The sequence below is a fragment of the Psychrobacter proteolyticus genome, from assembly GCF_003350005.1.
In the GTDB taxonomy this organism is placed as follows: domain Bacteria; phylum Pseudomonadota; class Gammaproteobacteria; order Pseudomonadales; family Moraxellaceae; genus Psychrobacter; species Psychrobacter proteolyticus.
Window position 1 is genome coordinate 1 of sequence record NZ_QLKS01000010.1, and the last position, 20,903, is coordinate 20,903.

16 protein-coding genes are annotated in these 20,903 nt (G+C 44.1%); 8 read left to right on the forward strand and 8 right to left on the reverse strand.

Going from position 1 to position 20,903, the window contains the following annotated elements:
• Both DXK30_RS12370 and DXK30_RS12375 read right to left on the reverse strand, forming a co-directional pair.
• The coding region (locus tag DXK30_RS12370; RefSeq protein WP_162799536.1) for a siderophore-interacting protein at window positions 1-725 on the reverse strand (725 nt) is incomplete at its 3' end.
• A gap of 66 nt (window positions 726-791) precedes the next feature.
• Window positions 792-2,966, reverse strand: coding sequence for a TonB-dependent siderophore receptor (locus DXK30_RS12375; RefSeq protein WP_114701939.1), 2,175 nt, complete (start codon window positions 2,964-2,966; stop codon window positions 792-794).
• A 419-nt stretch (window positions 2,967-3,385) separates the two neighbouring features.
• On the opposite strand from DXK30_RS12375, the gene DXK30_RS12380 reads away from it, so the two are divergent.
• Window positions 3,386-4,891 (forward strand): PepSY-associated TM helix domain-containing protein, encoded by a 1,506-nt coding sequence (locus DXK30_RS12380; RefSeq protein ID WP_114701940.1) that lies wholly within the window; start codon window positions 3,386-3,388, stop codon window positions 4,889-4,891.
• A gap of 200 nt (window positions 4,892-5,091) precedes the next feature.
• On the opposite strand, the gene DXK30_RS12385 is transcribed toward DXK30_RS12380, so the two are convergent.
• Together DXK30_RS12385 and DXK30_RS12390 are read right to left on the reverse strand one after the other, a co-directional pair.
• Window positions 5,092-6,864, reverse strand: a complete 1,773-nt coding sequence (locus DXK30_RS12385; protein ID WP_227670831.1) for a multidrug ABC transporter permease/ATP-binding protein — start codon at window positions 6,862-6,864, stop codon at window positions 5,092-5,094.
• A gap of 96 nt (window positions 6,865-6,960) precedes the next feature.
• On the reverse strand, window positions 6,961-9,282 hold the full coding sequence (locus DXK30_RS12390; protein WP_114701951.1) for a TonB-dependent receptor: 2,322 nt from the start codon (window positions 9,280-9,282) through the stop codon (window positions 6,961-6,963).
• A gap of 374 nt (window positions 9,283-9,656) precedes the next feature.
• On the opposite strand from DXK30_RS12390, the gene DXK30_RS12395 reads away from it, so the two are divergent.
• The 4 genes from DXK30_RS12395 (at window position 9,657) to DXK30_RS12410 (ending at window position 13,290) form a co-directional block, all read left to right on the forward strand.
• Window positions 9,657-10,259 (forward strand): cytochrome b/b6 domain-containing protein, encoded by a 603-nt coding sequence (locus DXK30_RS12395; RefSeq protein ID WP_114701952.1) that lies wholly within the window; start codon window positions 9,657-9,659, stop codon window positions 10,257-10,259.
• A gap of 37 nt (window positions 10,260-10,296) precedes the next feature.
• Complete coding sequence (locus tag DXK30_RS12400) at window positions 10,297-10,968, forward strand: response regulator (protein ID WP_114701942.1); 672 nt, start codon at window positions 10,297-10,299, stop codon at window positions 10,966-10,968.
• 60 nt (window positions 10,969-11,028) lie between these two features.
• Window positions 11,029-12,513 carry an ATP-binding protein gene (locus tag DXK30_RS12405; protein WP_114701943.1) on the forward strand — a complete coding sequence of 495 codons (1,485 nt, stop codon included), beginning with the start codon at window positions 11,029-11,031 and terminating at the stop codon, window positions 12,511-12,513.
• Window positions 12,514-12,591: 78 nt separating this feature from the next.
• Complete coding sequence (locus DXK30_RS12410) at window positions 12,592-13,290, forward strand: VIT1/CCC1 transporter family protein (protein WP_114701944.1); 699 nt, start codon at window positions 12,592-12,594, stop codon at window positions 13,288-13,290.
• A 38-nt stretch (window positions 13,291-13,328) separates the two neighbouring features.
• On the opposite strand, the gene DXK30_RS12415 is transcribed toward DXK30_RS12410, so the two are convergent.
• The 4 genes from DXK30_RS12415 to DXK30_RS12430 all read right to left on the reverse strand — a co-directional run bounded on the left by DXK30_RS12415 (window position 13,329) and on the right by DXK30_RS12430 (window position 18,127).
• Window positions 13,329-14,180 carry an SDR family oxidoreductase gene (locus DXK30_RS12415; protein ID WP_227670830.1) on the reverse strand — a complete coding sequence of 284 codons (852 nt, stop codon included), beginning with the start codon at window positions 14,178-14,180 and terminating at the stop codon, window positions 13,329-13,331.
• Between the two features lie 77 nt (window positions 14,181-14,257).
• Window positions 14,258-15,241 carry a TauD/TfdA family dioxygenase gene (locus tag DXK30_RS12420; RefSeq protein WP_114701945.1) on the reverse strand — a complete coding sequence of 328 codons (984 nt, stop codon included), beginning with the start codon at window positions 15,239-15,241 and terminating at the stop codon, window positions 14,258-14,260.
• Between the two features lie 173 nt (window positions 15,242-15,414).
• Window positions 15,415-17,040, reverse strand: a complete 1,626-nt coding sequence (locus tag DXK30_RS12425) for an AMP-binding protein (RefSeq protein WP_114701946.1) — start codon at window positions 17,038-17,040, stop codon at window positions 15,415-15,417.
• Between the two features lie 235 nt (window positions 17,041-17,275).
• Window positions 17,276-18,127 carry a thermostable hemolysin gene (locus tag DXK30_RS12430; protein ID WP_114701947.1) on the reverse strand — a complete coding sequence of 284 codons (852 nt, stop codon included), beginning with the start codon at window positions 18,125-18,127 and terminating at the stop codon, window positions 17,276-17,278.
• Between the two features lie 461 nt (window positions 18,128-18,588).
• Between DXK30_RS12430 and DXK30_RS12950 the strand changes: the two genes are divergently transcribed.
• The 3 genes from DXK30_RS12950 (at window position 18,589) to DXK30_RS12445 (ending at window position 20,715) form a co-directional block, all read left to right on the forward strand.
• Window positions 18,589-19,038, forward strand: a complete 450-nt coding sequence (locus tag DXK30_RS12950) for a phosphatase PAP2 family protein (protein ID WP_114701948.1) — start codon at window positions 18,589-18,591, stop codon at window positions 19,036-19,038.
• An 87-nt stretch (window positions 19,039-19,125) separates the two neighbouring features.
• A complete protein-coding gene (locus tag DXK30_RS12440) occupies window positions 19,126-19,983 on the forward strand; it encodes a hypothetical protein (protein ID WP_162799537.1) in 858 nt (285 codons plus the stop codon).
• A gap of 84 nt (window positions 19,984-20,067) precedes the next feature.
• Window positions 20,068-20,715: a glutathione S-transferase gene (locus DXK30_RS12445; protein WP_114701950.1), complete on the forward strand. Its 648-nt coding sequence runs from the start codon at window positions 20,068-20,070 to the stop codon at window positions 20,713-20,715.
• Window positions 20,716-20,903 lie beyond the last annotated feature (188 nt).

Consider the following 20,903-nt stretch of genomic DNA (forward strand, 5'->3'; position numbering starts at 1 on the left):
TCCTGACTTTTGACGATTTTATGCTGATCTTCTGTACTATCGACTTTCCAGTAGCTAGAAATATATAAATGCGTCTTTGGTATCGTGCACTCAACTTTGAAGTATTGGCGCAGTGCACGCATACTATGAAATTCACACGCTGTCCATACAGCAGGTTGACCATCAAGCCAGTTCAAGGATTTAACACAGTCCAGTAAAGGGCTATCGTCTGCATTTGGATGCGCATTAATCACCCAATGTATCTCGACGTTCTCTGGTTTTTTGAGCGTCTGACGATCTGCCTCAGTCGTTACTTCAAGTACTGCGTAACCACGAGCCTCAGTAGGCAACTGGGCTAAGTTCACCGTAATCGCTGGTAGCGCAGTCATATCGCCGACTAATAAAAACCAATCTGCTTTATTGTTAATGAGTTTTTTTGGCCCTGGACCACCTATTAAAATTTGATCGCCGACTTGCGCATTTCGTGCCCATGCCGATGCAGGTCCTTCCGTCTCATGTAAAGCAAAATCAACATCTATTGCGTCTTCACGTTGCACGCTCACCGTATAAGTACGCATCAGTGGGCGGCTACCTGCATCTTGAGGGAATATCAGTTTGATATAAGCACTTTCTTGATCGATAGGAAAATCAACCATGCCAGCACCGCCAAGCGTGATGCGGCACATATTTGGCGTAATGTATCTAGTGCCAATAACTTCTAGTACTTTTGGAGTAGGTTTTGCCATATTGTGCGTTCCTTCTAACAACGGGTTAGCTTACTAATAGAACCAACCCGCTGCTTGTAGTATTTATTAAAAATTGGCTTTTAGGCTGACTGACATTTGACGTTCAGGTCCCATCCAGCAGTTATTGATGTCGTAACAAGCACCAACATAGGTCTTATCGAACAGATTGTTGATACTAGCACCCACAGCTAGCATAGGGTTTATCTGATAGCTGCCTCCGACATCTACCAGCGTCACACTGGGTAAGTCATCAGAGTTTTGCTTGTCAATCTGCATACCATCTTCATAGCGAACACCAGCATTGAGAGTGAGTTTGTCTGTAGCATAGTAGTCTGCCCATAGCGTGGCTTTGTGTTTGGCAGTTTGAGCAGGGGTATTACCGACTACATCAGGGTTGAACTCATCTTCTGTGATCTCAGCATCGGTGTAGCTGTAGCTTGCCGCGAGATCTACCCAGTCATTGAGCATGCGACTGCCTGATATCTCAAAGCCTTTTGATTCAATTTCACCGGTTTGAACTTTTTGTTGAGAATTAGCGGGGTTGGTTACTATGACATTTTTCTGTGTGATATCAAATACGGCAAGCGTCCCTTGAGTGGCACGGTCTGGAGACAGATATTTGAGACCTGCTTCTAGCTGATCAGCAGTGCTTGGTTCAAAAGGTTCATTAGTAATAAAGTTGCTACCAACAACGGGCTGAAAAGATTCTGAGTAGCTAGCAAACGGTGATAGACCATTGTCAAAGTTATAGATAGCAGCAAAACGACCACTAGTTTCCTTGGCATCGTTAATAATAGTTTTTTCGCCAGGTGTACCTAGATAGCTTGATCTTTGATCATTGGTACTTTTAAAATCGTCATGGCGTAGGCCTGCCACCACTGTCCAGTCTTGCCACCTCATTTCATCCTGAACATAAACCCCAAGTTGGCTTTGTTCAATATCATCTTTCTGATAATAGGTATCCAGTGGTAGCATGTCAGCACTAATTTGAGAAAAGCTAGGTTTAGATAGATCAATAGGTAAATCTTTGCTGTCTAGTGTATCTCGATAACTCACCGTGCTATCAGTTTCCTGGTATTCAATACCGAATAGTAAGTTATGTGAAGTATTAGCAGTATCGAATTGGTAAGCCAATTGGTTATCTGTGGTCCAGTTGTTCATACTTTCATCAGTAGTGTAGGCGCTACGCTTCAAAACCTTATCACTACCATCAATGAACCCTCTATTATACATATTGCGTTGCTGCGCCTCGGCATCGGTATAGCGCGTGATATGTTTAAAAGTTAACTGGTCGTTGATATCCCAGTTTACGGTGACGCTTGGCATAAATACTTCTTTACTAAATTTATTCCATTTATCGCCTGCATAGGCATCACTGTCGAGCTTGCCATAGCTTGCATTATAGACGGTGCCGACAGCAGGCAATGGGGTAGAAGGTACCATCTCTGGATCATCTTGATAAAACAGATTGGCAAGTACTGAGACATCATCAGTTGCCTGCCATTCAAGCGATGGATTAATCAGCAATCGCTCTTCTTCTGTGGTTTGCATTTGCCCGTCTTTTTGGCGTTTTAGCGCAACAAATCGATAATCCAAAGTGTCTGTGATAGGCCCCGTACTATCGACGGCCACTTCTTTTAGGTTTTGATTGCCAAGTCGTAGCTGCACTTCGTTTTCTTGAGTGCTCTTAGGGGCTTTGGCTATTTGGTTCACCATACCACCGGGTGCTGCATAGCCATAGAGGGAAGAGGCAGGACCTTTCACGACTTCTACCGCTTCAGTCGCATAGACATCGACTTGTGGCATCAGATTCCAAGCACCATCGTAGGGCAGTCTTAGTCCGTCATAAAAGTTTGAATAGGTTTTAAACCCGCGGATATTGTACTCATCAAAGACAGATACCGTACCGCGGCTCTCAGAGCTCACGCCTGGCTCATAACGTAGAGCAGCATTGACGCTATCTGCCTGACGCTTTTGCAAAAGGTCTTGATCGATTCTGGTATAGCTCATTGGCGCATCGTTTGGGTCCAATGCAGTCTTGGTGCCAGTACTACGATAGCCATCTGAGTAGACGGTGATAGCATCTAAGGTGGCTGATGGTGTAGCAGCCTCATCGTTTTCAGTATTGTTTGTCGTCTCTACAGCGTAAGCGGCGTGACTCATACCCATGATCAGGCCAATTTGTACTGCTGTGGTGAGATATTTTTTGCGAATGACGTTAGTGGTTAGCTGAGACCGCATCAGATTTCCTCTTGGACTAAAATGATTAAATATTATGTATAACAGTTGAAGTAAATTTATAGCGACGCCAATGATAACACTAATGATAATTATTATCATTAAAAAATTACAATGAGACGGTTTTGAGAAGGATTAGTGGGATTTAAGACAGGCTAGAGACAGAGTATTACGAATAGAGTCACGCAGACTTACTGTTTTGAACGATGGATTTTCTCATATTTTTCTCGTATGATGCAGCCGTAATATGAATACCGTTATTTGCAGTAGAATTTTTACATCGCTTTGTCGACGTCACTGTACAGCGTCATGCTAGTTCTTTGCGAGACCTTTTAAGATTGGTCTTGCAAGCAGATATATCACTATTATCGATAGGTTTACGTTGTTCATTGAGCAACCAAAGATTGTTTAAGGTCACATTTATGGACACACCCTCCAACCAACCCACCAATGACCATCGCTATTTTATGGTGTGGCGTTGGCATTTTTATGCAGGTATCTTTGTTGCTCCTTTTTTAGTTGTTTTGGCGATAACGGCGCTCGGTATGCTGTTTATGTCCAACACAGTAGGACGTGATAACGACCGCTTAACGGTTGTCGTGCCAGAGTCTACGGTTCAAGCACCTGTCTCTACTCAAGCAAAAAACGCGCTGAGCACCTTGCCTGATAGCACACTGATTAAATATATCGCCCCTCGTGATACCGATACGGTGGCTTTGTTTCAGATAAAATCAGACGACCAAAGCAATATGGTTGCAGTCAACCCCTATACAGCCGATATCGTCCAAAGTGTGCCTACCAGTAGCGGTCTTTATAGTACGTTCAATGATATTCACAGTGATTTGCTGATTGGTAAAGTTGGTGATTATTTGTTAGAAACGGCGGCATCATTGACTATTTTGATGATTTTGTCTGGTTGGTATCTGTGGTGGCAAAAACGTAAATCAGTCAAAGCTATGTTGATACCTAACGAGAGGGCAACCAATAAGAAGAAACGCTCTTTTATCCGTACGATTCATGCGACATTGGGCAGTTGGATATCTGTGCTGCTACTGTTTTTCTGTATATCAGGTATGGCATGGGCAGGTGTATGGGGCGAAAGAGTGGTGCAAGCATGGAGCCAGTTTCCTGCGGGTAAGTGGGGCGTTGCACCTGTCCCCGTATCGATTGATCACAGTCAACATGCTGCTATGCAAGAGTCTACACCAGCGCCGCATGTACATGGGGCGGCAGCGTCTGAAGCGCATACTGAAGAACCCACACATGGCAGTGCCCTAAACTCAAGCGACACCAAAGAAGTGCCTTGGGTGCTTGAGCTGACGCCAATGCCTGTGTCAGGCACGACCATGGGTAAAGAGGGTATCGCCGCTAATGTACCGATTATGATTGATATAGTGGATCGCTACGCTCGTGAAATCGGTTTCGTAGGGCGTTATCAATTGAACCTACCACAAGGTAGTACAGGCGTCTGGACCATTAGCCAAGATTCAATGAGCTATGATATGAAAAGTCCGACAGCAGATCGTACGGTACATATTGACCGCTATTCGGGTAATGTCTTAGCTGATATTCATTTTGACGATTATAATGCGTTTGGTATATTCATGGCGGCTGGTATCGGACTGCATATGGGCACGCTCGGATGGTGGAGCGTACTGGCTAATGTGCTGTTTTGCCTAGCAGTAATCACTATTTGTGTCAGTGGCTATATCATGTGGTGGCAGCGTCGCCCTCGTCATGAGAGTAATAGTGCGGGATTAAACCCACCAGCTCGCGGCTTAAATGTTTCCGTCTGGTGGCCGCTTGCCATTCCTTTATTAGTAGTGGCTATCATATTCCCGACTGCTATTATCGCGATTGTGGCTATCGCGCTATTAGACTTCTTGGTGATTTCTCGAGTTGGGTTTTTACAGAAATGGCTAAAATAAGCGAATGGTAAGATATCGTTGTCTTCGATATAGCAAAGGAGCGCCTTGTAGTAAGGCGCTCCTTTTTTTGCTTAAAAATTGCTGATTTTAAGAATGGATTATTTCAAAAAATGCTCAGATAACTGCTACTTAGCTTAAAATTGATCAAACGTTTTATGGGATTGAAATAGCTCGGTCCATGCTAGTAGTTAAAGCATTGCTTACTTAAGCATAGCAATGGCATCTTTACTGGCACGCTGTCGCTCTTCGGCATTTAGCTCAATGAGACGGCCTTCTTTCATCAGTAATAATCGATCAGCATGTTCAAAATAACCGTCATCATGACTAATAATAAACAGTGTCTTACCCATGGCTTTTAGCTCAGGGATGAGCGTTTGGTAAAACACGCGGCGAAAGGCAGGGTCTTGGTCGGCTGCCCACTCATCGAGCAGTAATATGTCCTTTTGTTCGGCGACAGCGATTAGCATGGCCAAGCGTTTTCTCTGACCTTGCGACAGCTTATCTGTAGAGAGTTTATGGTCAGACACACTTACTTTTTCTTGTAGATTGAGCTTATGCAGCCAGTCAGACACTAGGGCCGCATCAGGCTCATTGCCTTGAATTCCAATCAGCTGTTTAAATAGATGTTGGTCGCTAAAAATCGCAGAAAATAGCTGTCTAAAATCGGCATTGTTCTCTGAATTAACGCTTTGTCCATCGACTTGTACTGTTCCTGTGGTAGGGGTAAAGATACCAGTAATGATTTTGGCAAGAGTGGATTTACCGCTACCATTCGCACCGATTAAGAAAACCACGTCACCTCGGCGCAAGGTTAGATTGACTGACTTTAAGATATTATTGGCAGGGTTTTGGTTGTTATCACTGTTGTCGCTATTTTGAGCATTATCATTAACCCCTGTGTCTGGTGCATTACTATTATGACTACTACTACCTACATAGCGATACTCGATATTATTTAAAGTTATGGACTGCCAGTCCTGTGCAACAGTATCTGTCGCAAAGCTTGGCTGATATTCGGCCAATTCTAAAGACTGTATCTTTTCTAGCGCAACTTGAGCGGTCTGCAATGTTGGGTAAGCGCCAACCGCATGTAGGAGCGGCGACTGCATAAACAAAATCGTCAAAGAAAAAGTAGTAGCAACTCCCATCGGAATATCGAGATAATTGGCTACTGCAAACACGATACCAATCGATGCGAACATCATAATATTGGACCAGTTCACCGCTGATAAATGAAAAGTATCAGACTTGGTTACGGTCTTCTCGTACGATTTGGCATGAGCCAAAAAATCATCTGTATACAGTTTTTCTGCTCGATGTTGATTAAGTGCTAGCTCTTTGCGGCCTTCTATTATCGATTGATAATCCTGATATAACGCGTCATTAATCTCTCTCAACTCGGTCAAATGCGTGTAGACGTGCTTGACCAAGAGGGTGCTTATCCAAATCGTCATCACAATCCAAAACAGGACAATAAACAATAATGGCAACGACAGCCAGCCCAGATATAGCCCAACGCCAACAGATAAAATAATACCTTGTACCAGCTCTGGCATACGGACGAAAGCAACGGTAATCGATTGGATATCTGAGGATAAGCTGGCAAGTAAGCGTGCACTACCCAAATGGTCTATCTGAGGAACGGTGGTATCGATGATTTGTTTGACCAGTTTTGTTCTAAGCTCATAGACAAATCGATGTCCCAATCGCGTCAATGCATATTGCGACAAAAATGTCGTCACCAGCAGTAATAGTACCAGCAGTGAAAACTGCCCCAAGCTGAGCCAAGATAAAGTGTCAAATACTGGCTGACTGATAAAGGTGTGGTTGATATAGGCAATAATACCCACGCTGACAGCGGCATTGACCAAATTTAGCAAAATGACTTTGAGAAAAGGCAGACGATAATTCGCCCAAATCATATGGTATAAAGAAGCAGTCATGCGAGAGGACGCTGTGGTATGAGAGGACATAGTAACTCAGTAATAGAATAAATTTTTGATAGCATAAAAGGGAGTAGGTCGCGCCTAATCCCTTTTATAAAACCTAAGAAAGCCTACTAATAAATCTTAAAAATCGAACGTTGCCGATACTTTTAAGGCCGTTGGTTCACCTGCATTTAGATATCCTGCATCTGAATAACCGCCTACTGACTGCCAGTAGTCTTCACCTGTGACATTGGTCACCATGCCTTTTAGAGTAACGTCTTGTCCTGCCAACATAGTGCGATAGCGTGCACCCAAATCTAAGGTAGTATAACCATCAACCTTTAAGGTATTGGCATTATCCGAATAACGAGAGCCTGTGTGGATAATATCACCCGTCAATGTCAGTCCTTCAACGGCGGCTAAATCATACTCTAGGTTGACATTGCTCTGTAAGGTAGGCACACCAATCACTCGATTGCCATCTAATGCACTATCACCAGTGTCTTTTTGCTTAGCACTTAAGTAAGTAACACCAGCATTGAGGCGCATGTTTTCACTTGGGCTACCAAAGACAGTCAACTCCACACCTTGATGGCGATTTTCTCCAGCAGCAGTAAACGTATTTGAGTTGTTGATATAAGCACGCGGTTCATCAGTTCGGAAGACAGCGAGACTACTGCCAATCATACCATTGTCGTATTTCACACCCAGTTCAGTTTGCTCACTCACGTACGGATCTAGATTTTGACCACCATTAGTGACAGCGTCATTATCGTTAGTTAGAGGCGCTCTTTTTCCTGGAGCTAGACTTTCGATATAATTACCATACACAGACCAGTCCATTGTTGGCTGATAAACGATACCGACACTTGGTGTCCATGCGCTTTCATCATAACTACCAGTTTCTGCTTGTGTATTAGCATCATAGCTGGTGGTTTTGATATTTTGATGACGCACGCCTAAAGTGGTTTTTAGCTTATCGTCGAACAGTGATATGGTGTCTGCTAGCGCAAAGCTTTGAAACTGCTTTTTGTTGGTTAATTTTGGGTCATTTAAATTACCACCGAAGATTGCTGTGCTTGTAAAAGGGACCTCAGCGTAGTCGGTAGGGTGGTACAAATTGGTCGCGGGTTGATTACCAAAATCATACGCGAATGCACCTTTTTCTTCTTGGTCATAGAGATCAGCTGCTAGTACCCAATTATGAGCCACTTCACCCGTTTGCCATTTACCACGCAGACCGAGCTCGGCACTTTGTACCAAATCTTTTCTGGAATTATCAAAGCGATAAATCGTGCCCGCACCATCAACGTTGTTGACGGTTAAATTGGCTAGTGAGTTTTCTTCCTCGCCACTTCGCACACCGTAAGCACCATAAGCGGTAATGTTATCAGTAAAATCATATTCTCCTCGAATGGTACCAAAGACATCCTCTTCATCGGAGTAGGTCCAAGGCTGCGCCCAATTTTTTGAGCCGTCTGGAGCATTTGGTACACTAGACACCCCACCAAGATTGACACTAGGACGAGTCTCTGACAGCTTATTGTCTTGCCAGCCTAAATCTGCTGATAGGCGATACTGATCCCCTCTATAGTCCAAACCAAGGGCAGCCAAACCCAAGGTCGACGACTCATCATCGATAGCACTGTCACCATCTTGATAAGCAGCATTAAAACGAACACCAATAGCATCATCGCTACCAAAGCGATCACTGACATCTACCGCGACCTTACCTTGGTCACCTTGACCATAACCAAGTGTCACTTCACGTAGTGGCTCATTACCAGCACGTTTCGGTAGCAAATTGATTGTACCACCTGCGTTACCGCCACTGGGTGCTGCACCATTCAACATTGCTGAGGCACCGCGCTGAACCTCGACGCGCTCGAACAATTCAGTTGCAATGTACTGTCTTGGTAAGATGCCGTATAGACCGTTGTACATGGTGTCATCTGATGTGGTGATAAAGCCACGCATGAAGTAGGCTTCTTGAAAGTTACCAAAACCTCTTGCTACACGAACAGTAGGATCCTTTTTGAGTAGATCGCCTACACTTTGCGCTTGCTGATTGGCGATATATTCATTGGTGTATGAGGTGGTAGAGAACGGCGTATCCATGATGTCTTGGTTACCCAAGATTCCGACGCGGCTGCCAGTCGCAACTTGGCCACCTTCATAGGCGCTTGGTAGTCCATCTGCTGAAGCATCAGCGCTACTGGTTACGACGATAGTATCAAGTACCACGTTAGGAGTGGTTTGAGCATCTACATCATCTACTTGTGCCCATGCCGATTGACTCGTTGCTAATACGATGACAGAAGTAGATAGACAGGTTGAGTATAGTGTCTTTAGAGAGAGTGATTTCGTCGATACCAATCGCGAGGGTATAGATGCTAATCGTAGAGAAGAACCAGATACATTCGAAAGATTAAATAACGCAGCAGATAAGCGAGATAGTTGCATGAATATTTCCAGCATGTAAGTTAAATGCTTATTATAATGATAATAATTTTCATTATCAATATTATTGCGGAACTAATGCTAAATATATTTTCAGGTTAAAATTTTAAATGTATTATTTATATTGCCAATAGTGGTCTTGCCTGCTCAATTTCTTGTTTTTAAATGTAATTTTGATCATCTATGAATGTCAGATAGATTATTCACTACTTTAAATTTCAATTTCTTAGTTTCCTAAGCTCCTCTTAAGGTTCGTTTGTTGTAATAGCGGTAGAGCAGACGATGTGATGGCGAGTCTACTAGCGGTAGCTTGCCTAGATTCGATGTTTAGCAATCATGTCGTCAAAAACAAACGAACCATTAAAGGAGTGACGGTCATGACCCAGAACAGCACAATCAATCCGATGCACGAGCCTGATATATCATTATCAAATGCTCCTAAAACTCGACAAGTACGAGTTTGGGATATTTTGGTCAGAGTAACTCACTGGACAGTGGCGGCTGGTATCACTGCCAATTTGCTGTTTACCGAAGAAGGCAGTGAGCTGCATCAATATGTCGGTTATACCGTGGTAGGGTTAGTGGTTGTCCGTCTACTTTGGGGATTTGTGGGCACGCGTTATGCACGCTTCAGTGACTTTTTCCCCACGCCGGCTCGTATTAAGCACCATTTATCTGATTTAAGCATTCGCCGTACAGATGAGCAGCATTTGGGTCATAATCCACTGGCTGCTATTATGATGTTTGCGTTATGGACGGTGATTATAGGATTGGGTATCAGTGGTTATCTGATGGAAGCCAAAATTTTCGGCAGTAAAGATATCCTTGAAGAAATCCATGGAATACTGGCCAATAGTTTATACTTGCTGGTGCCGTTGCATATTATCTCTGCGATTGCCATGAGCTATTGGGAAAGGCAAAACCTGATTAAGTCGATGATAACGGGTAATAAAACGGTGACGACGCGTCGCCCACAATAAAAAAAGACAGTAGAAGACATAACGTAATAGGACAATCATGGCACGCATACTATTAATAGAAGACGATAGCAATATCGCTGAAGGTCTTGTTGTTGGACTCAAAAGCCACGGTATGATGGTCGATTGGTTTAGTGATGCCAAACAGGGTGAGATGGCACTGCAAGAGGATATGTTTGACGCGGTGCTACTTGATTTGACCTTGCCAAGAGGGGATGGCATGACGGTGCTACAAAATTGGCGCTACAAACAGCTAGACACGCCAGTATTGATCATTACCGCTCGTGACGCGATTGCCAACCGTGTGGCTGGACTCAATGCGGGCGCCGATGATTATCTGGTCAAGCCATTTGCACTAGACGAAGTGGTTGCTCGTCTGCAAGCATTGATACGGCGCAGTCAAGGACGTAGCCAGCCTGAGATTCGTTATGGTGACGTCGCTTATTGGCCGCACAATCATCAGGTTTCTTATCAAGGCCAAGTCGTAGAGCTGACCATCAAAGAAGTGGCGATACTAGAGCAAATGCTGACCCATCCCAAACAGATTCACAGCCGCGCAAGCTTAGAGGACAAGCTCTATGGCTGGCAACAGGATATTGAGAGTAATGCCATAGAAGTGCATGTCCATCATTTACGCAAAAAGTTGGGCAATGATTTTATTTTAACCAAACGCGGCATCGGCTACTATCTCAACCCAGTACATAATCATTAATATATTTATATTCAATTTGGCTTTCAATATACGAACCATATATGAGCAACATGTGAGCTTATGAAAAGTATCCAGCAGCGACTGTTCATCTCCTTACTCATTGGTCTGCCTTTGCTGTGGCTTATTACGTCGAGTTTTATTGCTTGGCGGTTGTGGCACGAAATCAATGAGATGAATGACACACAAATCACCCAAGTGGTTCGTTACTTGATGGGCATCTCTGCTGATAACGATGAGCAAAGTGACCGCGAAAATAATAACGAGACAGAGCACAATGGAAAACCTGTCGCCAAAATATATAATTTAAACAGTAAGGCGCTGTCAGGTGATCTGGGTGATGCAGAAGACGACTACATGGGTTTTGCTATTTGGGATAAAGAGGGACATTTATTAGCGGCTGACGAGAACGGACAGTCGTTTTCTTTTTTGCCCAATCAGCGCGGTTTTGTAGAAGAGGACAACGCTATTTATCAGCGTCTAAACCCGTTTAGTAAACGCTGGCGGTTGTTTTATGCGCATGAGGACTATCGTAGCGATGATATGAGTGAGGAGCGTGTGATTGCTATTGGTCAAAGCCTTGCCTCTCGTAGAGAAATGATTGTTGAAGCGATGTCTGTACAAGTACTTCCGATGTTAATTGGGCTGCTTTCCTTAATGATCTTGACTATTGGATTGATACGACACGGACTGATGCCATTAAGTCAAATTAGCTCTGAGGTAGAACAGCGCAAGCCGCAAGACGATCGTCCGATCACAGCAGACGTCCCACAAGAGATTCAGCCTTTGGTGACCGCTCTAAACGTATTGTTTGTTAAAGTGGCAGACACTCTAGCACGGGAGCAGCGCTTTACCGCTGATGCGTCTCATGAGCTGCGTAGCCCACTGGCTGCGCTCAAATTACAAGCCGATCTTTTGCAGCAGCAGCTATTACAACTGTCTGGTATAGAAAACGACAGCCAACTGTTTTATCACACGCAAAAAATCAGCGAGGGTATCGAGCGTGCCACCCATTTGGTTGATCAGTTATTGGTATTAGCCAAAATAGAGCCGCAACAACAATTGCCTCCTGAGCAATTAGAACGCCCAGACTGGCTGATGCTCACCGATACTGTGCTGAGTGATGTCAACCGCTTAGCTCGTGAAAAGCACATCCAATTAAGACGCACTGTACACTGTGACAATCCTGCCGATATTTTACCCATTCCTATCAATCCAGTGTTGTTTAAACTATTAATCCGCAACCTATTAGACAATGCCATTCGTTATTGCCCAGAGGGCTGCCAGATTGAACTGCAGTTGGATATTGATAGCATCAAAGTGGTGGATAATGGCTTGGGCGTAGACCCAGAGCAGCTAGCGCGGCTGAGTGAGCGTTTCTATCGTCCAGCCGGTCAAACCCAAACAGGTAGTGGGCTAGGACTGTCAATCGCCAATCGAATCGCTGACCTACACAACCTTACCTTAGCATTTGCCAACCGCCCTCAACCAGAAACAGGCTTCATCGTAACGGTAAGCAGTAAGAATGCACTCTCAAAACCGTTATAAGACATAAAGCATACTGTCTTAAGCTGTATCAGCTACACTAGGGCATACCCAGTCGCGTCTCTACTTTTCGAGGATTTTATGCATCATTCTATTCATGACGAAGCACATTTGAGCAATCGCAATCATTGGTTGAGGGCAGCAGTGCTGGGGGCGAACGACGGGTTGATTTCGACCGCCAGTCTATTGGTTGGGGTAGCGACTGCCAGTACAAATAGTCAGACATTGCTGCTGACAGGTATGGCGGCGCTGACCGCAGGTGCATTGTCAATGGCGGCTGGTGAGTATATCTCGGTCTCATCACAGGCGGATACCGAAAAGGCGGATCTCAATAAAGAGCGACATGAGCTGAGGCATAATGCTGATCGTGAGCTGCTTGAGCTCACCAAAATTTATGAGGCGCGGGGACTTGAGCATGATTTGGCGCATCAAGTCGCCGTGAGCTTGACCGAGCACAATGCTCTGGAGGCGCATGCTCGTGATGAGATTGGCCTGACAGATCTTAGTGAAGCAAAGCCCATTCATGCGTCAGTGGCTTCGGTACTATCATTTGTAGCAGGGGCGATACTACCCATTATTGGGATATTACTGTTACCAGCGGAAACACTGGTGTGGTCGCTCGCGGCTTTGACGATAGTGGGCTTGATGCTACTTGGCATTGTCTCGGCTAGACTTGGCGGTGCGCCTGTGATTCCTGCGACTACCAGAGTCGTGGTTTGGGGCGTGCTTGCCATGGTGGCAACCTCGTTAATTGGTCGCTTATTTGGCGTGGCAGTTTAAATGCACATTCACTCATTCTAAGATTGCCTAACTGATTATCATGATTTTCTAGCATACTGTTTGATGGTGGGCAGGTCTTTGACAATGGCGTTGCCAACGATGTTGGGAAACAATCGATTGAGCCATGCAAAAAAACGCTCGGGAAACCCCAAATGCTGTTGTGCTTGATTGGTTGATATAAAGTTAATTAATGCTTTTGCGACGGTCTCAGGTGAGTCCATTTTTACTTTTAATGCCTCATTCATGGCGACGACGGCATCTTTATTCATAGTGGTCTTGGTGGCTCTGGGTGCAAAATAGCGAAACGTCACTGAGGTGTCGGCATACTCGCGGCCTAACGCTTCACTTGCGCCGCGTAAGGCAAACTTGCTCGCGCTATAAGCACTAAAACCTGGGTAGCCAATACTGCCAAAGGTTGAGCCAACACTGATAATTTGGCTCGGGCTATGCTGCGCTATCAAGATAGGTAGCAGTCTTTTTATGAGCTGTAGTGGATACGCCACATTGACGAGCATCATCTGTTCGATCGTGTCATCACTTTGATCCGTGAGCAAAGCAAAGTCATTGATACCTGCGTTGAGTATGACCGTATCAATGACGTTTCCATGGCCTTGTGTCATTTCACCCAGTCCCTCTACCAGTAGCGTTTGTGACGCCTGCGAGCTTAAGTCACACGTATGAGACAGCAGCGGGACATCAGGATAGTCTTTGGTCAACTCATCTACCAAATGAGTCAAGGTCTGGTTGTTACGCCCGACCAAAATGACAGGCTGATTATTGGCACATAATTGCCGTGCGATCTCCTGCCCGATACCACCCGTGGCACCGATTAGCATGGTGTAATTGAGGGTAGCCTGTGTTAGGTCTGATTGGCCGTTAGGTGGTGTCATGATATCGCATCCTTGTTGAACATTGATTGTTAGAGCACGGACTATTGAAGCGCGGATTGTGGTGAGATGTGCTGTTGCTAATCGTTTGAGTGATTCATGCCGTGTCTAATGCCAAGCCCCATCGCAATATACAGCTTACGCTCTGTTAAAGGTACGTCAATTTGTCGACGACCATGCATGATGCGTTTGTTATCTAGGATCACCACATCGCCATTTTGCCACGCAATGTCTTGAGTGTATTTTTCACAAATCTGTGTCAGCTCATCTAGGAGCGCATCATCAACGTGTTGACTATTTGCTAGGGTGAACTCAGGTTTTTCATAATTAAATGAGGGCCCGAGTAAGGTATTGGCAAAGGCCAGTTGTCCGCTTACGTTGTCCTCTCGGATGGTAGGTATCTGTAACACGTACCGAACGCCGCCATCCGGCTGAGACTCTACATGATGCGTTAACGTCTTACTCGTTGTCGCAGTGATAAATGTCTCTAAATCATCCAAGCTTATTTGATCGGCGTCTGCTCTGCCGGTCGCAGTAGCCACATAATTTTGCCAAATTGTTTGAGGCAAATAGCGACTGATACGCATCGGCTGACTAAAGGTAGCTTTTAGCTCGGGTGATAGCGCTTGATACACGGCATGCCCATCACATATCGTTGTTTGTGAGCCTTTTTTGGCGCTCAATTCACTAAAAAAAGCAATGACGTCAGGCGGCATCGGCGTATTGCCATTTTCGATATGCAGCCCAATAGCATGCGTACCTGCATCCACTTTTTGGGCTTCAGAGGTGATATTTTGGCGGGCAGGGTCATAGGTTAGCGTTTGACATAGCTGACTCATCAACTGGCTAAACGTCTCTACATCGTATTGATAACCTCGAAGTAACGTCCAACCATGGGTTTTTAAGTCCGTTAAAATATCAGCGGTTCTAGGCAAGGATACGCTAGTAGACGCTTGAGCGGGTAGTATCTCAGGAGTATGAAGTTCGATAACGTCACTTTTTATCAAGTTGCTTTGTATCAGGTCGTTTTCTATCAAATCATTTGGCATAAGAGTGGTTTGCATAATACTGTCCTATAACAATAAGTGGTAAAAATTCATGCGGGCTAACGGCTAGCTTTGGTCTATTTAGCTTTGATCTATCTATGTATTATCTAAGCAGTCAACGGCATCTTTCTTACTACGTTTTATTAAAAACTTAATAACAGAGTCCGTTGTGGTGCTGGTAAAAGTGTCCGTTATAAGCCGAGTGCCGATTGATAAGCGGTAAAAATGTGCGCTCGTCGCAGCTTACCGTTATCGGTTAATAATTCATTGTCAGTGCTAAAAGGTTGCTCGGCGAGATGCCACTGTTTGATACGAGCATAGTCAGGCAAAGTCTGGTTGACGACATATATCGCCTGCTCAATCGCAGATTGTGGGTCACTGTTTGCTGCGGTCATAATAGGATTGGCAACTATCACCGCAGATAAATGAGGCTCACCATCTCCGAGTACCGCTACCTGATAAATAATGGGCTGCGTTGAGAGCTGCGCTTCTACCCATTCAGGCGAAATGTTGCGTCCAAAACTACTGATGAGCACGTTTTTGCGTCGACCCGTGATGTATAAATAGCCGTCATCATCTAAATGACCAATATCCCCTGTGGCAATGATGCCATTGTCATCTTTGCTATTTTCATGGTTTAAGTAGCCTTGCATCGCATTGCCTTTGACCATCACTTCGCCAGTTGCTGCGATGCTGACCAATGCATGAGGCATAGGTTTACCCACACTGCCTTCACGCTTAGCCTTTGGCGTATTGAGACTGACTACCGATCCGCATTCTGACAAGCCATAACCTTCATAGATAGGTAAGCTTAGGGCATTGGCGTCTTGTAATAACTGAGGAGAGACTTTGCCGCCACCGACTGCCATAAACTTTAACGATGGCAAAGCAGCATTGGCGCTGGATTTAGTTTTCCCATTGGCCGCTATATATTCGCAAATGGCTTTTAGCATTTGTGGTAATAAAATAACGCTGGCGATATCATGTGTTTGTACCGTTGTGCCCAGTCGTTTGGCGTCAAATGCTTGATTGGATAACAAACCAAACTGATCAATTTGCCCTGTTACCAACGTACGGCCCATGTATAGGCTCACGTAGACGCCTGCCACGTTTTCTAATAAAGTGGCAAAAGGCAGCACGCTTAAATGACTAAAATTACTGGTGGTATCACTAGCTTCTGAAGTGTTAGCAGCGTCATCTGTCAAGGTGTCAGCGAGTGCCTCTGATAAAGACTCAACAATACGCATCAAGGTATCTTGACCCAAACACACCCCTTTTGGCATGCCAGTACTGCCTGAGGTGTAAGTCACTTTGCAAAAGTCGCTGGCAGTAGAGGAATTTTTAGAGGTAAGGTTAGGGTCAATGATAGTGTCAGCAAGTCGATAGAACCTGCCTTTAATATGAGTCGCCTGCTCAGACTTGATGGATTTTGTCTCTGGTGTATCAGCAATTACCCAGTTCTCCATATTGTCTATTATTGGCAGTGTCAAACCCGACCCAACATATACCGTCTCTATCTGCGCATCTTGTAGTAAGTGCGCAATTTGCGAGGCACTAAAAAATAAGGGTATTGGCACAACGACCGCGCCGACAGTGCTTAATGCTAAGTCGAGTATGACCCAATCTATATCATTATGAGCATATAAGGCCACACGCTTGCCTTGCCATGTCTCTACTGTCTCATGGAGCATAGACAACGTGCGTTGAAGCTGGCCATAAGTCAGACTGATCGTTTTGTTATTGTCTATTGTCTGTATTGCCACCTTCATGGGTGACTGGCGGGCATGCTCACATATCGCGGTATAAATGGGTGTCATATTATTCTCACTGTCTTGTGATGGTGCAGTGTTATTGGTTGATACTAGGGCGTGTCCCTAATTCAAACGTTTATCACTAAATGGGCTGAAAATGGATAAATCTTTAACAAACGGCGTCAAATAGCTGGTCAATATCTCGATATTATCTGCACTCTTTTCCTTGTTTGCCTGCGATTTATCTCATTTTTATCACCATTTTTAAAATAGGGACACGCCCTAGGCTAATGAATGAGTATTAAACGGCTATCTTATTTAGCGTCAAACGAGTGGCAGCATTCATTTCTAACGTTTCGGTATAGCGATAATGTGGGGCGCATACCCGCTTAGCATCTGCCACATTGATGGCAACCACCAAGGGATTGTGCTGATAGTAATGGCCCCATGATGATACTTGCTCAGGATCTTCTAGCGCTTCTGCAGTGGCTTTAGCAATGACATGGCTGCGAATGCCCATATGTGCCAATATGTGTCGCACAGCATCGGTGCCAGTACACACGACCCAGTCTGCTTTGGTTTGGTATTCATGAGTCGTAGGATTCAGGATAGGGGTGGATAAATAAAACACCAAAAATGCTATCATAAGCCGTGCGCTACCAGCACAACCTGATGCCAAGTTGCCAATCTCAAAAATGCGCTGACGACTGACTGGCTCGCCTGCTACTTTGCTGATCTCGTTTTGTATCGGAGTATTTAAATACTGCTCTAAAAATATCTTATCTTCATAGATAGGCTTTAGACCGATAGCAACGCTCGTGCCTTTAAACGCTGGCAAGGTATTATCATCAGTGGATAACCAATCGCCATAGGATGGCATATCGGCAAAACCTGAAAACAAAATGGGCATAAAGTAGCTTAATCGGGCGTGATGGATGTACTCATAGATACGTTTGATGAACGCTTGGGCATCTTGATTTTGAGCATATGCAGCAGGTGATGTCGCTATCGGCATTTGCGTGCTGGCACGAATATAAAGGGATGAGGGTATGCCCTGCACCTCCAATATGGACATTGGCTTAACCGCCTCAATATAAAAGGTCGTCTTTAGAACATTCTGTAAGGTATGAGTGCTATCAATAGATAATGACATCAGCTGTCTCCAAATGGTTAAAAGCTTTTAGCACGATTAACATCATGAAAGCATCATAAAGGAGCAACCTTAACTGAACCTTAAGATAGTATCGTCTCTAACAACTGGTATAGTTAGAAACGAGTATCTAGCCCAGTATTTAACCTCTAACATTAATATGCAGTAATCACGGACATGATTAGTCCTAAAGCCAATCGCCTCTATTAATTTGGGGTATAAGATGGGTCGGTGGTTTGAGAGAGTTTAGACGTAGAAAGTGATTTTTATTCAATAGTTAAACGAGGTACTAGGTGCTACTAAATCCATCAACACGCTTTAGATACCTAGGTCTTGCGTTAGCGATATTTTATCTACTCTACAACTTGACGACTTTTTATAGTGTCTCCCTGTATAAACTTTAGCCATCGAAAGTTCATAACCTAGCCACGCCGTTCGATAGCATAATTCCTTTCATTCCCGCTATGATTGTTCCTTACAGCTGGTCGTTGGTTTTATTTGTGGTGAGCTTTTTTTTAGTGCGTACGTCTACGCAATTATCTCTATTGACCTATCGGCTAATTTTAGCGACTGTTTTTGCCTGTTTAATCTTCTATTTTTATCCGGCTCGGTTCTCATTTCATCGGCTGATAACTGATGACTGGACGCAATTCGGCTATCAGTTTTTGCAGTTGGTGGACAAGCCATTTAATCAGCTACCATCTTTGCATGTCAGCTATGCCATCTTGCTTGGCGTATCTTTATGGGATGTTGCAGAGTCCAAAAAACGATGGGGTTCAATGCTTTATCGGTTATTACTGTTGGGCATATGTTCATCGATTGCTCTTTCAACGGTGTTGACGTATCAGCATCATTTGTTAGATATGTTCGGCGGGATAGTGTTGGCAGTTTCGGTACTTATACTCTCAAATTGAATTCGCAATGCACTAGTGATTAAACATCTGGCAATAGGCGGTATAGGGTTTCTGTTGATAGCAATTGCAGGGTTTTACCCTGCTAATATGAGTATGATAGCGGCTGAAATGATAGAAACTTTCGCTATTATCATCGCTCTATACTGGTTGATCAGTTTTGTGATGTTAGCTTGTGCTTATCAGCCAGCCAGACCAATGCAAGATACACGCTGGTTTCAAAAGTCCAGTAGCGGACGACTTACCGCATATACTTGGATGAAGTTTGCTCCCATCATTATTATTTATAATGTTATGTCATTTTTGGGACAGTGGTATTTTAAAGTTTTTTCGAAAGGTAAAAAATATCCACTCACACCATATGCTATTAGTGACAGTGTCAGCGTTGTGGCCTCACCTCGATTGACACAAACAGGTATCGATACCCATTTAACGAATTGGGTATGCTCGCCAGAAAAAAATAAGCCTTTAGTTCGCTATCAGATTATCGTTGTTGATTTAGCTGCTGAAATATCTAGCTATGTTGATAAACTTGAAATGACCACTAAAGACACCGCGTCTGCGCCTGTTCATTATTTGTATTTGTCCTTATTGGACTTACAACCATTAAATGACGTACTGCTCAAGGATTACATTGACTTATTTGAGCGAATTGACGCTTTGATACGATTAGCTGAGACACGGGCGTTCGTCACCAATAATAAAGATAAAGTAGAGGGCAGTCTTATCACGCTTATCAATTTCCATTGCGTAGTGGGGCTGTCACGTAGCATCGGCGTGCAGGTTTTATATTTGCTATATTGTGGTACGCTAATCCGCTATAACTATCAATCGTGGCTTGAGCAGCATTATCCGCACGCGCATCTCAAAGGTGCCTATCTGCCGCAGTCGTTGGTAGAAGCTATGGCCAATTATAAATCGATAGAGTATTCAAAAACTCCTTTATGAACATCGATACCAAGGGGGGTTCAGCCCACTGGCTCTTGCTGATTTACCTACTATTTAACTCCTATTCAATTATGGAAAATAACTATGACTTCACCGCTTCATCGCTTGTATTCTTTTCGTCGCTGTCCCTATGCCATGCGCGCTCGTCTTGGCATCCTATTTGCTGAGCTATCCGTGGAGCTGCGGGAGATTACGCTGAAGAATAAACCTGAGCAAATGCTAGCGATTAGTCCAAAAGGTACGGTGCCAGTTTTACAGTTGGTGGATGGAACCGTCATTGAAGAAAGTGTCGAGATAATAGTGTGGGCACTTAAGCAGAAAGATCCTCAAGGACTGCTAGATGAAAAGGTTTTATCTGAGGCTAATGCACTGATAGCACAAAACGACAATGAGTTTAAGCAGTGGCTCGATCGCTACAAATATGCCGATCGTCACCCTGAGATGACTCAAATAGAATATCGGCAACAGGGTGAAGTTTTTTTGCAGGATTTAGAAGCGTTATTGACTGAGAATACGTATCTACTAGGCAATCGCGTGACTATCGCCGATATCGGTATCATGCCTTTTGTTCGTCAGTTTGCGCATGTCGATCGTGAGGTATTTTATAGTTTGCCTTATCCTAAATTGCAGCAGTGGCTACAAAAATGGCTTGACCATCCGTTATTTTTACAAGTTATGACTAAGTTTCAGCCATGGCAGGAAGGTGATAGTAGGGTTGTCTTTCCCTGTTAAGTGGTATTATTTAAAACTGTAGTTAACACCAATTAAAGCACTATAGTCTCAGTAAAGTTAGAACTCTGTATAATGTATAAGAATTATACAGAGTTCTAATGCATTATTTTTGGTACCTAAATTAGTCTAATGTGCTAAACCTTACAAGCCGCGCTCGCTTCTTTGGCTTTTTCATAGACAGATTGCGG

Excerpts from the sequence above, each read along its gene's own strand:
- DXK30_RS12375 (WP_114701939.1), bottom strand. The coding sequence starts at position 2,966 with ATGCGGTCTCAGCTAACCACTAACGTCATTCGCAAAAAATATCTCACC.
- DXK30_RS12380 (WP_114701940.1), top strand. The coding sequence starts at position 3,386 with ATGGACACACCCTCCAACCAACCCACCAATGACCATCGCTATTTTATG.
- DXK30_RS12385 (WP_227670831.1), bottom strand. The coding sequence starts at position 6,864 with ATGTCCTCTCATACCACAGCGTCCTCTCGCATGACTGCTTCTTTATAC.
- DXK30_RS12390 (WP_114701951.1), bottom strand. The coding sequence starts at position 9,282 with ATGCAACTATCTCGCTTATCTGCTGCGTTATTTAATCTTTCGAATGTA.
- DXK30_RS12395 (WP_114701952.1), top strand. The coding sequence starts at position 9,657 with ATGACCCAGAACAGCACAATCAATCCGATGCACGAGCCTGATATATCA.
- DXK30_RS12400 (WP_114701942.1), top strand. The coding sequence starts at position 10,297 with ATGGCACGCATACTATTAATAGAAGACGATAGCAATATCGCTGAAGGT.
- DXK30_RS12405 (WP_114701943.1), top strand. The coding sequence starts at position 11,029 with ATGAAAAGTATCCAGCAGCGACTGTTCATCTCCTTACTCATTGGTCTG.
- DXK30_RS12410 (WP_114701944.1), top strand. The coding sequence starts at position 12,592 with ATGCATCATTCTATTCATGACGAAGCACATTTGAGCAATCGCAATCAT.
- DXK30_RS12415 (WP_227670830.1), bottom strand. The coding sequence starts at position 14,180 with ATGACACCACCTAACGGCCAATCAGACCTAACACAGGCTACCCTCAAT.
- DXK30_RS12420 (WP_114701945.1), bottom strand. The coding sequence starts at position 15,241 with ATGCAAACCACTCTTATGCCAAATGATTTGATAGAAAACGACCTGATA.
- DXK30_RS12425 (WP_114701946.1), bottom strand. The coding sequence starts at position 17,040 with ATGACACCCATTTATACCGCGATATGTGAGCATGCCCGCCAGTCACCC.
- DXK30_RS12430 (WP_114701947.1), bottom strand. The coding sequence starts at position 18,127 with ATGTCATTATCTATTGATAGCACTCATACCTTACAGAATGTTCTAAAG.
- DXK30_RS12950 (WP_114701948.1), top strand. The coding sequence starts at position 18,589 with ATGATTGTTCCTTACAGCTGGTCGTTGGTTTTATTTGTGGTGAGCTTT.
- DXK30_RS12440 (WP_162799537.1), top strand. The coding sequence starts at position 19,126 with ATGAGTATGATAGCGGCTGAAATGATAGAAACTTTCGCTATTATCATC.
- DXK30_RS12445 (WP_114701950.1), top strand. The coding sequence starts at position 20,068 with ATGACTTCACCGCTTCATCGCTTGTATTCTTTTCGTCGCTGTCCCTAT.